Raw genomic sequence first — 12,832 nt, forward strand, 5'->3', positions numbered from 1 at the left:
CCATGTCCTACCTCCAGCTCCTTCCCGCCGTCGACATCACCGAGGGCCGGGCCGTCCAGCTCGCTCAGGGCGTGGCCGGCTCCGAGCGCGTGTACGGCGACCCGGTGGCCGCAGCCCGCCGCTGGCAGGACGCGGGCGCCGAGTGGCTGCACCTGGTCGACCTGGACGCGGCGTTCGGGCGCGGCCACAACCGCGAGCTCCAGGCCGAGATCGTCGGCGCGCTCGACATCCAGGTCGAGATGAGCGGCGGCATCCGCGACGACGAGTCCCTCGAGGCGGCGCTGGCCACCGGCTGCCGCCGGGTCAACATCGGCACCGCCGCTCTGGAGCAGCCCGAGTGGTGCGCGCGGATTATCGCCGAGCACGGCGACCGGATCGCGATCGGCCTCGACGTGCGCGGCACCACGCTGGCGGCCCGTGGCTGGACCAAGGACGGCGGCGACCTCTACGAGACGCTGGCGCGCCTCGACGCCGAGGGCTGCGCCCGCTACGTCGTCACCGACGTCAACAAGGACGGCATGCTCGCCGGCCCCAACCTGCAGCTGCTGCAGGACGTCTGCGCCCGCACCGACCGGCCGGTCATCGCCTCCGGCGGGGTGTCGACGCTCGCCGACATCGAGGCGCTGATGGGCCTGGTCGACAGCGGCGTGGAGGGCGCGATCGCCGGCACCGCGCTCTACGAGGGTCGCTTCACCCTCGAGGACGCGCTCGCCCTGACGAAGGGCGCCCGGGCGTGAGCCTCGCCGTACGGGTGATCCCGTGCCTGGACGTCGACGGCGGCCGGGTGGTCAAAGGCATCAACTTCCAGCGGCTGCGCGACGCCGGCGACCCGGTCGAGCTCGCGAAGGTGTACGACGCCGAGGGCGCCGACGAGCTGACCTTCCTCGACATCTCGGCCTCCCACGAGGGCCGGGCGACGACGATGGAGATCGTGTCGCGCACCGCCGAGCAGGTCTTCATCCCGCTGACCGTCGGCGGCGGCGTGTCCTCGGTCGAGGACGTCGACCGGCTGCTGCGCGCGGGGGCCGACAAGGTCGCGATGAACACCGCCGCCATCCACCGCCCGGAGCTCGTGGCCGAGGTGGCCGACCGGTTCGGCAACCAGGTGCTGGTGCTCTCCGTCGACGCCCGCCGGGCGACGGGCACCGACTCCGGCTTCGAGGTCACCACCCACGGCGGCCGGAAGTCGGCCGGCCTGGACGCGGTCGCCTGGGCGGTCCGCGCGGCCGAGCTGGGTGCGGGGGAGATCCTGCTCAACGCGATGGACGCCGACGGCACCCAGGACGGCTTCGACCTCGAGCTGATCCGCGCCGTACGCCGTGAGGTCACCATCCCGGTCATCGCCTCAGGCGGCGCGGGCGCGACCGAGCACTTCCCCCCGGCCGTCGACGCCGGCGCCGACGCGGTCCTGGCGGCCACCGTCTTCCACTTCGGCACCCTGCGCATCGCCGACGTCAAGAGCGCCCTGGCCGACGCCGGCCACCCCACCCGCTGACCCGTCAGAAACTTTCTGACGGGTCAGCGGTGCCCGGGGTGAGTTTGTGACGGGTCGGTGGGGGAGAGGCTGCTGGGGGTGAGCGACTACGACGTGTACCGGGCTCCCGGCCGCGAGACGCCCGAGTCGGCACCGGACGGGGGACCGGGCCAGCCGTGGAGGGTGCTGGTGGAGTACTCCAATGCGGGCCAGTCGAGGCCGCCGACGGCTTCCTGACCATCGTGCGCGGCGCGGTGTCGACCTTCCACTTCAGCACCCGCGTCGTGCGCTTCGTCGGCGAGGCGGACGCCTAGAGGCCCAGGTCCGCGCCGCGCAGGCGGTCGACCCGCTCGGGCGGGCCGTCGAAGGCGAGGTCGCGCACCGCGTCGCGGCCGAAGAGGAACAGCGCCACCTCGCTGGGCGGGCCCGTGACCGTCACCGGGTCATCCCCGCCGCGCAGGGTGAGCGTCTCGTCGCCTCCGGTGCGCCGGACGCGGACGGGCACCCCGGCGGGCCGGACCAGCACCCGGCCGGCCAGGCGCACCGCGCGCCAGATGCGCTCCTCGTCCTCGGGTGCCAGCGCTCGCGGCTCCCAGCCGGGCTGGCCGCGGCGCAGGTCCTCGTGGTGCACGAAGTACTCCATCGTGTTGGCCAGCCGCTCCACCGGCGGCAGCGCGTACGGCGTGAGGCCGGGGTCGCGCAGCCGCTCGACCAGGACCGCGAAGTCCCGGCGCTCCATGCGGGCCATGGCCCGGTCGGTGAGCCCGGACAGCGCGGGCACCACCAGGCCCGCGGCACCGAGGGGCCGGGTCTCGCGCACCAGCAGGTGCGCGACCAGCTCCCTCGCCGTCCATCCCGCGCAGAGCGTCGGGGCGTCGGCGCCGAGCACCAGCGCGAGGTCGCAGAGGTCGTGGCGCTCGCGCCGGGCGAAGGAGGGGGTGGGCATGGGGCCCAGCCTGCCATGCCTCCGGCTGGGGGAGTGGGCACCGGATTGGGCGATGTCCGTGGTCGGGAATAGCCTGCGAGCCTCGTCGGTTCGGCAGACGAGAAGCAGCGGTCAGGGAGACATGAGCGACGAACGAGCAGACGGACGGGGATCGACCGGAGCCGGGTTCGCCGTACTCCTGGTGGCCATCAAGCGTGAGCCCTGGGTCTTCACCCTCTCCACGCTCGGCAGCGTCCTCTTCGGCGCGCTGACCGTCGCCGACGCCTGGGTGCTGGGGTGGTCCACCGACCACGTCGTGCTGCCGGCCTTCGAGAGCGGAGAGGTCGGCACGGGCTCGCTCGTGGCCATCCTGGCCCTCTTCCTCGGTGTCGCGATCCTGCGCGCGGTGGGCATCGTCGCGCGGCGGCTCGGCGCGGGCATCATGCAGTACCGCATGCAGGCCCACACCCGCCGCGCCGTCACCCGCCAGTACCTCTCCCTGCCCATGGAGTGGCACCAGCGTCACCCCACCGGCGAGCTGCTCTCCAACGCCAACTCCGATGTCGAGGCGGCCTGGGCCCCCATCGCGCCCCTCCCGATGGCGGTCGGCACCGTCGCGATGATGGTGATCGCGGTGGCGCAGATGCTCGCGGCCGACCTGGTGCTCGCCGTGGTCGGGCTGCTGGTCTTCCCCGCGGTGATCGCCGTCAACGTGATCTACCAGCGCCGCGCCCAGGGGTGGATGACCCGCGCCCAGCAGCTGCGCGGCGAGGTCAGCGAGATCGCCCACGAGTCCTTCGACGGCGCGATGGTCGTCAAGACGCTCGGCCGCGAGCCCGAGGAGACCGCGCGGTTCGCCGCCAAGGCCGAGGAGCTGCGCGACGTCAACATCCGCGTCGGCCGCATCCGGGCCGCGTTCGACCCTGCGCTCGCGGCCCTGCCCGGGATCGGGGTCCTGTTCGTCCTCGCCGTGGGCGTCTCGCGCGTGCTCAGCGGCGCCACCGACCCCGGCGACGTCGTCACCGTCGCCTACCTGCTCACCATCGTGTCCTTCCCCATCCGCTCGATCGGCTGGGTGCTCGGCGAGTTCCCGCGCAGCGTCGTGGGCTACCGCCGGGTGACGTCGGTCCTGCGCGCCGACGGCGAGATGCCGCACGGCGACCAGGCGGCCGTCCACGGGCCCGGCGGGGCGCGCCTGGACGTCGAGTCGGTCACCTACCGCTACGAGCCCGAGCAGCCGCTGCTCGAACGCCTCACGTTCTCGGTCGAGCCCGGCCGCACGGTCGCGCTCGTGGGTGCCACCGCGTCGGGCAAGAGCACGCTGACGACCCTGCTCACGCGGCTGGTCGACCCCGACCGCGGCCGCATCTCGCTCGACGGCCTGGATCTGCGCGAGCTGGCTCCCGGCGAGCTGGCCTCCGCGGTGTCGATCGTGCCGCAGACCGCGTTCCTCTTCGACGACACCGTGCGCGGCAACATCACGCTGGGCGCGGACGTCAGCGACGCCGACGTCTGGGCCGCGCTGCGCACCGCGCAGGCCGACGGCTTCGTCGCGGCGCTTCCTGAGGGCCTCGACACCCAGCTCGGCGAGCGCGGGACGTCGCTGTCCGGCGGCCAGCGCCAGCGCATCTCGCTGGCCCGCGCGCTCGTACGCCGCCCGCGGCTGCTGATCCTCGACGACGCCACCTCGGCCGTCGACCCCGAGGTCGAGGCGCGCATCCTCGCCGGTCTGCGCGAGAGCGGCGCGGGCTCCACGCTGGTCGTCGTCGCCTACCGCAAGGCCACGATCGGCCTCGCCGACGAGGTGCTCCACCTCGAGCACGGGCGGGTGGTCGACCGCGGCACGCACGCCGAGCTGCTCGCCCGCAGCCCGTCGTACGCGCGGCTGGTCAACGCCTACGAGCAGGAGGAGGTGGCCATATGAGCACGGTGATGGACTCCGGTGAGGACATCGGCGCGATCGCCACCATCCGGCGCGGGCTGCACTTCTCGCCCGAGCTGAAGGAGGGGGTCTGGGGCACTCTCGCCCTGGCGGTACTCGCCTCGGTGGGGCAGGTGATCGTGCCGATCGCCGTCCAGCAGACCCTCGACCGCGGCCTGGGCCGCTCCGGTGGCCCCGACGTGTCGTTCACGGTGTGGATGGGCCTGGCCGCCGGCGCCGCACTCCTGGTCACGAGCTACGCCTCCTACGCGATGACGCGCCGGCTGTTCACCACCTCCGAGCGAGGCCTGGCGATGCTGCGGATCCGGGCGTTCCGCCACGTGCACGACCTGCCGCTCCTCACGCAGAACACCGAGCGCCGCGGCGCCCTCGTCTCCCGCGTCACCAGCGACGTCGACCAGGTCAGCCAGTTCCTGGTGTTCGGTGGGCTGCTGTTCGTGGTCAGCATCGGGCAGGTCCTCATCGCGACCATCGTGATGGTCTTCTACAGCTGGCAGCTCGCCCTCGTGGTGTGGCTGTGCTTCGCGCCGCTGTTCGTCTCCCTGCGGTTCTTCCAGCGCAAGCTGTCCGACGCCTACGGCACCGTCCGCCGCCAGGTCGGGGTCATGCTCTCGGCGATCTCCGAGCCGGTGGTCGGCGCCGCGGTCGTCCGCTCGTACGCCGTGGAGGCCCGCACCCAGGAGCGCATCGACCAGGCGATCACCCGTCACCAGCGGGCCAGCACCCGCGCCCAGGGCTTCACCGCGTTCTCCTTCTCGTTGGGTGGGATCTCCGCCGGTCTGGCCAACGCCGGCGTCCTCATCGTCGGCATCTGGCTCGGCTTCGCCGGCGACATCACCGCCGGCGAGGTGGTGGCCTTCGCGTTCCTGGTCACCCTGTTCGTCGGGCCGGTCCAGATGGGCACCCAGATCCTCACCGACGCGCAGAACGCCATCGCCGGCTGGCGCCGCGTCATCGGCATCCTCGACACCCCGGCCGACCTGGTCGACCCCGGCCCCGACGGGCAGGTGCTGCCGCGCGGGCCGATCGACGTGCGCTTCGAGGACGTGGAGTTCGCCTACCCCGGCGGGCCGCCGGTGCTGCGCGACATCAACCTCCACATCGATGCCGGCCGCCGGGTCGCGATCGTGGGGGAGACCGGCTCGGGCAAGTCGACCTTCGCCAAGCTGCTGACCCGCCTGATGGACCCCTCGCGGGGCTCGGTCCTGCTCGACGGCGTCGACGTGCGCGAGATCGGGGAGGCCTCGCTGCGCCGCAGCGTGGTGCTGGTGCCGCAGGAGGGTTTCCTCTTCGACGACACGCTGCGCGCGAACGTCCGCTACGGCCGGCTGGACGCCACCGACGCCGAGATCCGGGCCAGCGCCGACGAGCTGGGCCTCTCCGACTGGCTCGACGGGCTGCCCCGCGGCCTCGACACCCAGGTCGGCCAGCGCGGTGAGTCGCTCTCGGCCGGCGAGCGGCAGCTCGTCGCGCTGCTGCGCGCCCATCTCGCCGACCCCGATCTGCTCGTCCTCGACGAGGCCACCAGCGCGGTGGACCCCCAGCTGGAGATGCGGATCGGCCGTGCCCTCGAGCGCCTGATGAGCGGCCGGACGTCGGTCACCATCGCGCACCGGCTCTCCACCGCCGAGTCCGCCGACGAGGTCGTCGTCGTCGACCAGGGCCGCATCGTCCAGCGCGGACCGCACGCGGTCCTCGCCGCCGAGGCCGGCAGCGTCTACGCCGGGCTGCACCGCAGCTGGGTGTCGCAACAGGGCCCCGCCACCTCCTGAGCCACCTCCTGAGCCACCTCGTCGGGCGCCGGTGGTGGGTCCGCGCGATAATGGCTCCCATGCCCCTCGACCCCGCGATCGCCGACCGGCTCAAGCGCTCCGCCGAGGGCCTGGTGCCGGCCGTGGTGCAGCAGCACGACACCGGCGAGGTGCTGATGCTGGGCTGGATGGACGACGAGGCGCTGCAGCGCACGCTGACGACCGGCCGGGCGACGTACTGGAGCCGGTCGCGCCGCGAGTACTGGGTCAAGGGCGACACCTCCGGGCACGTGCAGTGGGTCAAGGAGGTGCGCCTCGACTGCGACGGCGACACCCTGCTGGTCAAGGTCGACCAGGTGGGCGCCGCCTGTCACACCGGCGACCGCACCTGCTTCGACGCCGCCCTGCTCGTCTCCGTGGACGGCCTGCCGGGTGACTAGGAGCGGGTTCGCGCCGCTGGTCGTGCTGGGGCTCGCCTCCGGGGTCGGAGCCGCGGTCGGGGGCAACCAGCTCTGGGTCACCTTCGACGCCGACGAGCAGCAGGACTCCTGGGGCATGGCCTTCGGCCTGTCCGAGAGCGCCAGCGTCCCGCTCGCGACCGCGCTCGGCCTGGTCGTCCTGGCCTGCTGGGGCGTCGTGCTGGTCGCGCGAGGCCGCCCGCGCCGGGTGGTGGCGGCCCTCGGCGCCCTCGCTGCCGTGGGCACGCTCGCGACGTACGTCGTGGGGTTCTTCACGGCCGCCCGGGACCTGGAGGATGAGCTCGCCGGGGTGGGCCTCACCGGCGTCGACGTCGACCACACCAGGTGGTTCTGGTTCGGGCTGGCCTGCGCCGTGGTCTCCGCCGCGGCGGCGGTGCTGGCCGTGCGGCTGGTGCCGCACTGGCCGGAGATCGGGAGCCGCTACGACGCCCCCGGCGACCAGGACCGCCAGGAGCCCGCGGCGGAGCCGTCGAACCTGGACCTGTGGAAGGCCCTCGACGAGGGTGACGATCCCACCAGATGAGCACCTGAATAGACTGGCGCCGCATCGCGCGGACGTAGCGATGCGCCACTGATCGACCACTGATCCACCACTGATTCACATTGCGAGGAGCACCGTATGTCTGACAACCACGGCAACACACCGGCCGCCTGGACGGCCGTGGTCGTCGGACTGCTGGGCTTCGTCGTGGGGGCGATCGGGCTGATGCTCGACCCGATCAACTACACCATCTTCTGGGTGGGCGTGGCGATCACGCTGGCCAGCGGCGTGCTCTTCGTCATCATGGCCAAGATGGGTCTGCACGGTTCCACGCATTGACCCACGACCCGATCGCGCCCGGCGCGCCAGTGCTCGCGCCACCGCCGTCGCGGTGGCAGCGGATGGCCGCGCCCCTGACCACGATCGGGGCCCTGGGGGCCGTCACCCTCGCGCTGCGCCTGCGTGACCCGCACGACCACGCGAGCTGGGGCCTGTGCCCGAGCGCGCTGATGGGTTTCTGGTGCCCGGGCTGCGGTGGCCTGCGGGCGGTCAACGACCTCACCCACCTGCAGCTGGTCGACGCCGCCTCGAGCAACCTGGCGCTCGTCGTCGCGCTGCCGTTCGCCCTGGCCGCACTGGCGCTGTGGACGGCCGACCGCTGGCGCGGCCGCCGTCGGGCGGTGCCGGCGAACGCGGTCGCGTGGACCGCGTTCGCCGCGGTCGCGCTGCTCGTGGTGTTCACGGTGCTGCGCAACCTCTCGGGCTCCTGGCTCGCGCCCTAGGAGCCCGCCTCCCGCCGGTCAGCTCGTGTAGGTGTCGATCTCGACCTGGCCGGTCGCGACCAGGACCCAGAACACGATGCCGAGCGCGATCCCGACGATGCCCAGGATGAAGCCCCACTGGGCCAGGCCGGCGCCCTTCTTCGCGCCGTTGGACTCCCGGATGTCCTTCTTCCCCAGCAGACCGAACACGACGGCGCCGATCCCGAAGACGAACCAGCTGCAGCAGGGGAAGACGCCGATGATGCCCAGCACCAGGCTGGTGATCGCCATCCCCGAGGTCTTCTGGGGCTGGGCGCCGTAGCCCGGGGGAGGTCCGCCGTACTGGGGACCCTCCGGCGGCGGGGGCGGGGGCGGCTGTCCGTAGCTCATGGCATTCCCTTCGATGGATGACCGGTCCAGGAGTCTGACCGATGTCAGGACCCTATGACGTCGCGTGTCAGACTCGAGGGAGCGCATCGCCCTTGAGCGCATGGTGTGCTGGGGCTGCACCGGGCCCCGGTGCCGCCCGAAAGCCTGCCCGAATCCTGCCTGAGTCCTGGAGGAAGTCATGTCCGTGCTCGACGACATCGTCGCCGGCGTGCGGATCGACCTCGCCGAGCGCGAGGCGGGGCTCCCGCTCGCCGACCTGCGCGCCGCGCTCGCCGACGCCGACCCCGTGCGCGACCCGATGCCGCACTTCCGCTCGCTCGGCTCGAGCGTGATCGCCGAGGTCAAGCGCCGCAGTCCCAGCAAGGGCGAGCTGGCCGACATCCCCGACCCGGCCTCGCTCGCCGCCGAGTACGCCGCCGGGGGAGCCGCGGCGATCAGCGTGCTGACCGAGCAGCGCCGCTTCGGCGGCAGCCTGGCCGACCTGCGCGCCGTACGCGCCGCCGTGGACGTCCCCGTGCTGCGCAAGGACTTCGTCGTGACCAGCTACCAGGTCGTCGAGGCCCGCGCGGCCGGCGCGGACCTCGTGCTCCTGATCGTCGCGGCGCTGGACGACGACACCCTGCGCCGCCTCTACGACGAGGCGCGCGAGCTCGGGCTGACCGTGCTGGTCGAGGTGCACGACGAGGCCGAGACCGAGCGGGCGGTGGCGCTGGGCGCCGAGCTCGTCGGGGTCAACGCCCGCAACCTCAAGACCCTCGCGGTCGACAACGACACCTTCTCCCGGCTGGCACCGCTGGTCCCCGACGACCGGGTGCTCGTGGCGGAGTCGGGCATCTCGGGTCCGCAGGACGTCACCCGCTTCGTGGGCGAGGGCGCGCGCGTGGTCCTCGTCGGCGAGGCGCTGGTCAAGGACGGGGCGCCGCGCGAGGCGGTCGCCGCGATGACAGGAGTCGAGGCATGACCCAGCCCGCATCCCAGCCCACCTCCAGGTACGACGCCGACGACCGCGGCTGGTTCGGCGACTTCGGCGGCCGGTTCATGCCGGAGGCGCTGGTCGCCGCGCTCGACGAGCTGACCGAGGCCTGGCAGGGCGCCATGGCCGACCCCGCGTTCGTCGCCTCCTTCGAGGAGATCTGCCGCGAGTACGCCGGCACCCCCAGCCGCCTCTACGAGGCCCGCCGGCTCTCCGACAAGGTCGGCGCCCGGATCCTGCTCAAGCGCGAGGACCTCAACCACACCGGGGCCCACAAGATCCGCAACGTCCTCGGCCAGGCGCTGCTCACCCAGCGGATGGGCAAGAAGCGGGTCATCGCCGAGACCGGTGCCGGCCAGCACGGGGTCGCCAGCGCGACCGCGGCGGCGTACTTCGGCATGGAGTGCACCGTCTACATGGGCGCGGTCGACGTGAAGCGCCAGGCGCTCAACGTCGCCCGGATGAACCTGCTCGGCGCCAAGGTCGTGCCCGTCGACGGCGGCAGCGCCACCCTCAAGGACGCGATCAACGAGGCGCTGCGCGACTGGGTCTCCAGCGTCGACCACACGGCCTACCTCTTCGGGACCGCCGCCGGGCCGCACCCGTTCCCCAGCATGGTGCGCGACTTCGCCCGCGGCATCGGCGACGAGGCGCGGGCCCAGTGCCTCGAGCAGTACGGCGTCCTGCCCGACGCCATCGCCGCCTGCGTGGGCGGCGGCTCCAACGCGATCGGGCTGTTCCAGGCGTTCCTCGACGACGAGGACGTGGCGATCTACGGCTTCGAGCCGGGCGGCGACGGCGTCGAGACCGGGCGCCACGCGGCGACCATCCACGCCGCCGACAGCGGCGTCCTCCACGGCGCGCGCACCTACGTGCTCCAGGACGAGGACGGGCAGACCATCGAGTCCCACTCGATCTCGGCCGGGCTCGACTACCCGGGCGTCGGCCCGCAGCACGCCCACCTGGCCAAGGTCGGCCGGGCGACGTACCTGCCGGTCACCGACGCGGAGGCGATGGACGCGCTGGCCCTGCTCAGCCGCACCGAGGGGATCATCCCGGCCATCGAGTCGGCCCACGCCCTCGCCGGGGCGCTGGAGGTCGCCAAGCGGCTCGGCGCCGAGAAGGGCCCGGAGGCCACCATCTTGGTGAACCTCAGCGGCCGAGGCGACAAGGACATGGAGACCGCCATGGAGTGGTTCGACCTGTGAGCACCCCGACGAACACCAGCGCGACCGCCTTTGAGAAGGCCCGCGCCGACGGCCGAGCCGCGCTGGTGGGCTACCTGCCGGCCGGCTTCCCCGACGTCCAGGGCGGCATCGACTCGCTGCGCTGCCTGGTCGACTCCGGCTGCGACGTGATCGAGATCGGCCTGCCCTACAGCGACCCGGTGATGGACGGTCCCACGATCCAGGCGGCCGCGCAGCGGGCGCTCGAGGGCGGGGTCCGCACCCGCGACGTGCTGCGCACGGTGGAGGCCGTGGCCGCGACCGGCGTACCCACCCTCGTCATGACCTACTGGAACCCCGTCGAGCGCTACGGCGTCCCGCGCTTCGCCGCCGACCTGGCCAGCGCCGGGGGCGCGGGCCTGATCACCCCCGACCTGACCCCCGACAGCGCACCGGAGTGGATCGCGGCTGCCGACGAGCACGGTCTCGACAAGGTGTTCCTGGTCGCGCCGTCCTCCACCGACGCCCGCATCGCCATGACCACCGCCGCGTGCCGCGGCTTCGTCTACGCCACCGCGGTCATGGGCGTCACCGGCACCCGCACCACCACCAGCGACCTCGCCGGCCCGCTCGTGACCCGCACCAGGAGCACGACCGACCTGCCGATCGGGGTGGGGCTCGGGGTCAGCAACGGCGACCAGGCCGCCGAGGTCGCGTCGTACGCCGACGGGGTCATCGTCGGCTCCGCCTTCGTCCGCACCCTGCTCGACCACGACCGGCCGACCGGCCTGCGTGCGCTCGCGGCCCTCACCGAGGACCTCGCCGCCGGAGTGAGGCGTGCGTAGGCTGCTGCTGCCGCTGGTCGCGCTCGTGCTCGTGCTGTCCGGCTGCAGCGACGACGAGCCGCCGGCGTTCTCGGGCACCACCCTGGAGCGCCCCTACCAGGCGCCGGACGTGGCGCTGACCGACACCGACGGACAGCCGTACTCCCTGGCCGCCGACACCGACAAGCGGCTGACGCTGGTCTTCTTCGGCTACTCCCACTGCCCCGACATCTGCCAGCAGGTCATGGGCGCGTTGGCCGGCGCCATGAACCGGCTCGACGCCGAGGACCGCGAGCAGGTCGACGTCGTCTTCGTGACCACCGACCCCGCGCGCGACACCCCGGCGGCCCTGCGCAGCTACCTGGACCGCCTGGACCCGTCGTTCATCGGCCTGACCGGTGACATCGAGTCCATCGTCGAGGCCGGCAAGCCGCTCGCCGTCTACGTCAGCAACGGCAAGGAGCTGCCCAGCGGCGGCTACGATCTGGGCGGGCACAGCACCCAGGTCATCGGCCTCGACAGCGACGACGAGGCTCCGGTCTACTGGGACCAGGAGACCAGCCAGGCGGAGTTCGCCGCCGACATCCACACCCTGCTCGCCAAGGAGGACTGACGTGTCGTTCATGGCGGTCACCGCGCTCTCGATCCCCAGCCCGGACTCGGGGGTGTGGCACCTCGGGTGGCTCCCCATCCGTGGCTACGCCTTGTCGATCATCCTCGGCATCGTGGTCGCCATCTGGATCGGCGAGCGCCGCTGGGTCGCGCGCGGCGGCCGGCCGGGCGACGTGCAGGACCTGGCGATCTGGGCGGTGCCGTTCGGGCTCGTCGGGGCCCGGCTCTACCACGTCGCGACCGACAGCGGCCTGTACTTCGGCGACGGGGAGAACCCGGTCACCGCGCTGTACATCTGGCGCGGTGGCCTCGGCATCTGGGGCGGCGTGGCGATGGGCGCGCTCGGGGTCGTCATCGGCGCCCGGCGCAAGGGGATCCGGCTGCTGCCGGTGCTCGACGCCATGGCCCCGGGCGTCCTCGTGGCGCAGGCGATCGGCCGGTGGGGCAACTGGTTCAACCAGGAGCTCTACGGGCGACCCACCGACCTGCCGTGGGGACTGGAGATCGACCCGGCCAACTGGCCCTCCGGGCTCGCCTTCGCCCCGGGCACGACCTTCCACCCGACGTTCCTCTACGAGTTCGTCTGGAACCTCGCTGCCTTCGCGCTGGTGATCTGGGCCGACCGCCGCTTCCGGCTCGGCCACGGCCGGGTCCTGGCGCTGTACGTGATGGCCTACACGGCCGGGCGCGGCTGGATCGAGTACCTCCGGATCGACACCGTCGAGCTGAACGACGTGGGCGGCCTGCGCTTCAACGTGTGGGTCTCGATCGTGCTGTTCGTGGCCGCGGCGGTCTACTTCGTCATCAGCCTGCGGCGCTGGCCCGGGCGCGAGGAGAGCGTCTGGCGAGACGGGCACGGTCCGAGCGGTGAGACGACCGAGGCCCCCGACGATGTGGCCGACGCCGACCCAGATGTGGGGGAGACCTCCGGCGCCCCGGAGGCCTCCGAGGACGCCACCACCTGACCGTCTCGTGAGACCCCCGGTGGCTGACGCGACCACGTAACCGGATGGTAATCTGACGACTCCGCCGCGTGGGCCAACGTCGTCCCTAG

Annotated in this window: 15 protein-coding genes; 13 read left to right on the top strand and 2 right to left on the bottom strand. The window is 72.9% G+C overall.

Annotated elements, in window-relative coordinates:
* The first annotated feature begins 2 nt into the window (after positions 1-2).
* A complete protein-coding gene (gene priA / locus LQ940_RS08425) occupies positions 3-737 on the top strand; it encodes a bifunctional 1-(5-phosphoribosyl)-5-((5-phosphoribosylamino)methylideneamino)imidazole-4-carboxamide isomerase/phosphoribosylanthranilate isomerase PriA (RefSeq protein ID WP_231244082.1) in 735 nt (244 codons plus the stop codon).
* On the top strand, positions 734-1,495 hold the full coding sequence (gene hisF / locus LQ940_RS08430; RefSeq protein WP_231244083.1) for an imidazole glycerol phosphate synthase subunit HisF: 762 nt from the start codon (positions 734-736) through the stop codon (positions 1,493-1,495). Before priA ends, hisF begins: the two co-directional genes overlap by 4 nt.
* Positions 1,496-1,784: 289 nt before the next feature.
* Here hisF and LQ940_RS08435 read toward each other — a convergent pair whose 3' ends face one another.
* Positions 1,785-2,420, bottom strand: a complete 636-nt coding sequence (locus LQ940_RS08435) for a TIGR03085 family metal-binding protein (RefSeq protein ID WP_231244084.1) — start codon at positions 2,418-2,420, stop codon at positions 1,785-1,787.
* A gap of 121 nt (positions 2,421-2,541) precedes the next feature.
* Between LQ940_RS08435 and LQ940_RS08440 the strand changes: the two genes are divergently transcribed.
* The 6 genes from LQ940_RS08440 (at position 2,542) to LQ940_RS08465 (ending at position 7,834) form a co-directional block, all read left to right on the top strand.
* Complete coding sequence (locus tag LQ940_RS08440; RefSeq protein WP_231244085.1) at positions 2,542-4,323, top strand: ABC transporter ATP-binding protein; 1,782 nt, start codon at positions 2,542-2,544, stop codon at positions 4,321-4,323.
* Entirely contained in the window at positions 4,320-6,113 is a 1,794-nt protein-coding gene (locus LQ940_RS08445; RefSeq protein WP_231244086.1) for an ABC transporter ATP-binding protein, read from the top strand. The genes LQ940_RS08440 and LQ940_RS08445 overlap by 4 nt, the downstream gene beginning before the upstream one ends.
* Before the next feature lie 59 nt (positions 6,114-6,172).
* Positions 6,173-6,532, top strand: coding sequence for a phosphoribosyl-AMP cyclohydrolase (hisI, locus tag LQ940_RS08450; RefSeq protein WP_231244087.1), 360 nt, complete (start codon positions 6,173-6,175; stop codon positions 6,530-6,532).
* On the top strand, positions 6,525-7,094 hold the full coding sequence (locus LQ940_RS08455; protein WP_231244088.1) for a Trp biosynthesis-associated membrane protein: 570 nt from the start codon (positions 6,525-6,527) through the stop codon (positions 7,092-7,094). The genes hisI and LQ940_RS08455 overlap by 8 nt, the downstream gene beginning before the upstream one ends.
* Before the next feature lie 96 nt (positions 7,095-7,190).
* On the top strand, positions 7,191-7,391 hold the full coding sequence (locus tag LQ940_RS08460) for an HGxxPAAW family protein (RefSeq protein WP_231244089.1): 201 nt from the start codon (positions 7,191-7,193) through the stop codon (positions 7,389-7,391).
* Between the two features lie 62 nt (positions 7,392-7,453).
* Positions 7,454-7,834: a DUF2752 domain-containing protein gene (locus LQ940_RS08465; protein WP_231244090.1), complete on the top strand. Its 381-nt coding sequence runs from the start codon at positions 7,454-7,456 to the stop codon at positions 7,832-7,834.
* A gap of 18 nt (positions 7,835-7,852) precedes the next feature.
* Here the strand turns inward: LQ940_RS08465 and LQ940_RS08470 are convergent, their stop codons facing one another.
* On the bottom strand, positions 7,853-8,203 hold the full coding sequence (locus LQ940_RS08470; protein WP_231244091.1) for a DUF4190 domain-containing protein: 351 nt from the start codon (positions 8,201-8,203) through the stop codon (positions 7,853-7,855).
* A 178-nt stretch (positions 8,204-8,381) separates the two neighbouring features.
* Here LQ940_RS08470 and trpC point away from each other — a divergent pair, with 178 nt between their 5' ends.
* From trpC to lgt, 5 genes are read left to right on the top strand one after another with little or no spacing between them, the layout of a single operon-like run.
* Positions 8,382-9,164 (top strand): indole-3-glycerol phosphate synthase TrpC, encoded by a 783-nt coding sequence (gene trpC / locus LQ940_RS08475; protein ID WP_231244092.1) that lies wholly within the window; start codon positions 8,382-8,384, stop codon positions 9,162-9,164.
* On the top strand, positions 9,161-10,384 hold the full coding sequence (trpB, locus tag LQ940_RS08480) for a tryptophan synthase subunit beta (protein ID WP_231244093.1): 1,224 nt from the start codon (positions 9,161-9,163) through the stop codon (positions 10,382-10,384). Before trpC ends, trpB begins: the two co-directional genes overlap by 4 nt.
* Positions 10,381-11,187: a tryptophan synthase subunit alpha gene (gene trpA / locus LQ940_RS08485; protein ID WP_231244094.1), complete on the top strand. Its 807-nt coding sequence runs from the start codon at positions 10,381-10,383 to the stop codon at positions 11,185-11,187. The genes trpB and trpA overlap by 4 nt, the downstream gene beginning before the upstream one ends.
* Positions 11,180-11,779 carry an SCO family protein gene (locus tag LQ940_RS08490; protein WP_231244095.1) on the top strand — a complete coding sequence of 200 codons (600 nt, stop codon included), beginning with the start codon at positions 11,180-11,182 and terminating at the stop codon, positions 11,777-11,779. Before trpA ends, LQ940_RS08490 begins: the two co-directional genes overlap by 8 nt.
* A 10-nt stretch (positions 11,780-11,789) precedes the next feature.
* On the top strand, positions 11,790-12,743 hold the full coding sequence (gene lgt / locus LQ940_RS08495) for a prolipoprotein diacylglyceryl transferase (RefSeq protein WP_231244131.1): 954 nt from the start codon (positions 11,790-11,792) through the stop codon (positions 12,741-12,743).
* Positions 12,744-12,832: the final 89 nt, after the last annotated feature.

Origin of the sequence: Nocardioides sp. cx-173, from assembly GCF_021117365.1 — a bacterium.
Classification (GTDB): Bacteria; Actinomycetota; Actinomycetes; order Propionibacteriales; family Nocardioidaceae; genus Nocardioides.

Coding starts and splice junctions, on each gene's coding strand:
- priA (WP_231244082.1), top strand. CDS start 3: ATGTCCTACCTCCAGCTCCTTCCCGCCGTCGACATCACCGAGGGCCGG.
- lgt (WP_231244131.1), top strand. CDS start 11,790: ATGGCGGTCACCGCGCTCTCGATCCCCAGCCCGGACTCGGGGGTGTGG.
- trpB (WP_231244093.1), top strand. CDS start 9,161: ATGACCCAGCCCGCATCCCAGCCCACCTCCAGGTACGACGCCGACGAC.
- hisI (WP_231244087.1), top strand. CDS start 6,173: ATGCCCCTCGACCCCGCGATCGCCGACCGGCTCAAGCGCTCCGCCGAG.
- LQ940_RS08445 (WP_231244086.1), top strand. CDS start 4,320: ATGAGCACGGTGATGGACTCCGGTGAGGACATCGGCGCGATCGCCACC.
- LQ940_RS08465 (WP_231244090.1), top strand. CDS start 7,454: ATGGCCGCGCCCCTGACCACGATCGGGGCCCTGGGGGCCGTCACCCTC.
- LQ940_RS08440 (WP_231244085.1), top strand. CDS start 2,542: ATGAGCGACGAACGAGCAGACGGACGGGGATCGACCGGAGCCGGGTTC.
- LQ940_RS08470 (WP_231244091.1), bottom strand. CDS start 8,203: ATGAGCTACGGACAGCCGCCCCCGCCCCCGCCGCCGGAGGGTCCCCAG.
- LQ940_RS08435 (WP_231244084.1), bottom strand. CDS start 2,420: ATGCCCACCCCCTCCTTCGCCCGGCGCGAGCGCCACGACCTCTGCGAC.
- LQ940_RS08460 (WP_231244089.1), top strand. CDS start 7,191: ATGTCTGACAACCACGGCAACACACCGGCCGCCTGGACGGCCGTGGTC.
- trpC (WP_231244092.1), top strand. CDS start 8,382: ATGTCCGTGCTCGACGACATCGTCGCCGGCGTGCGGATCGACCTCGCC.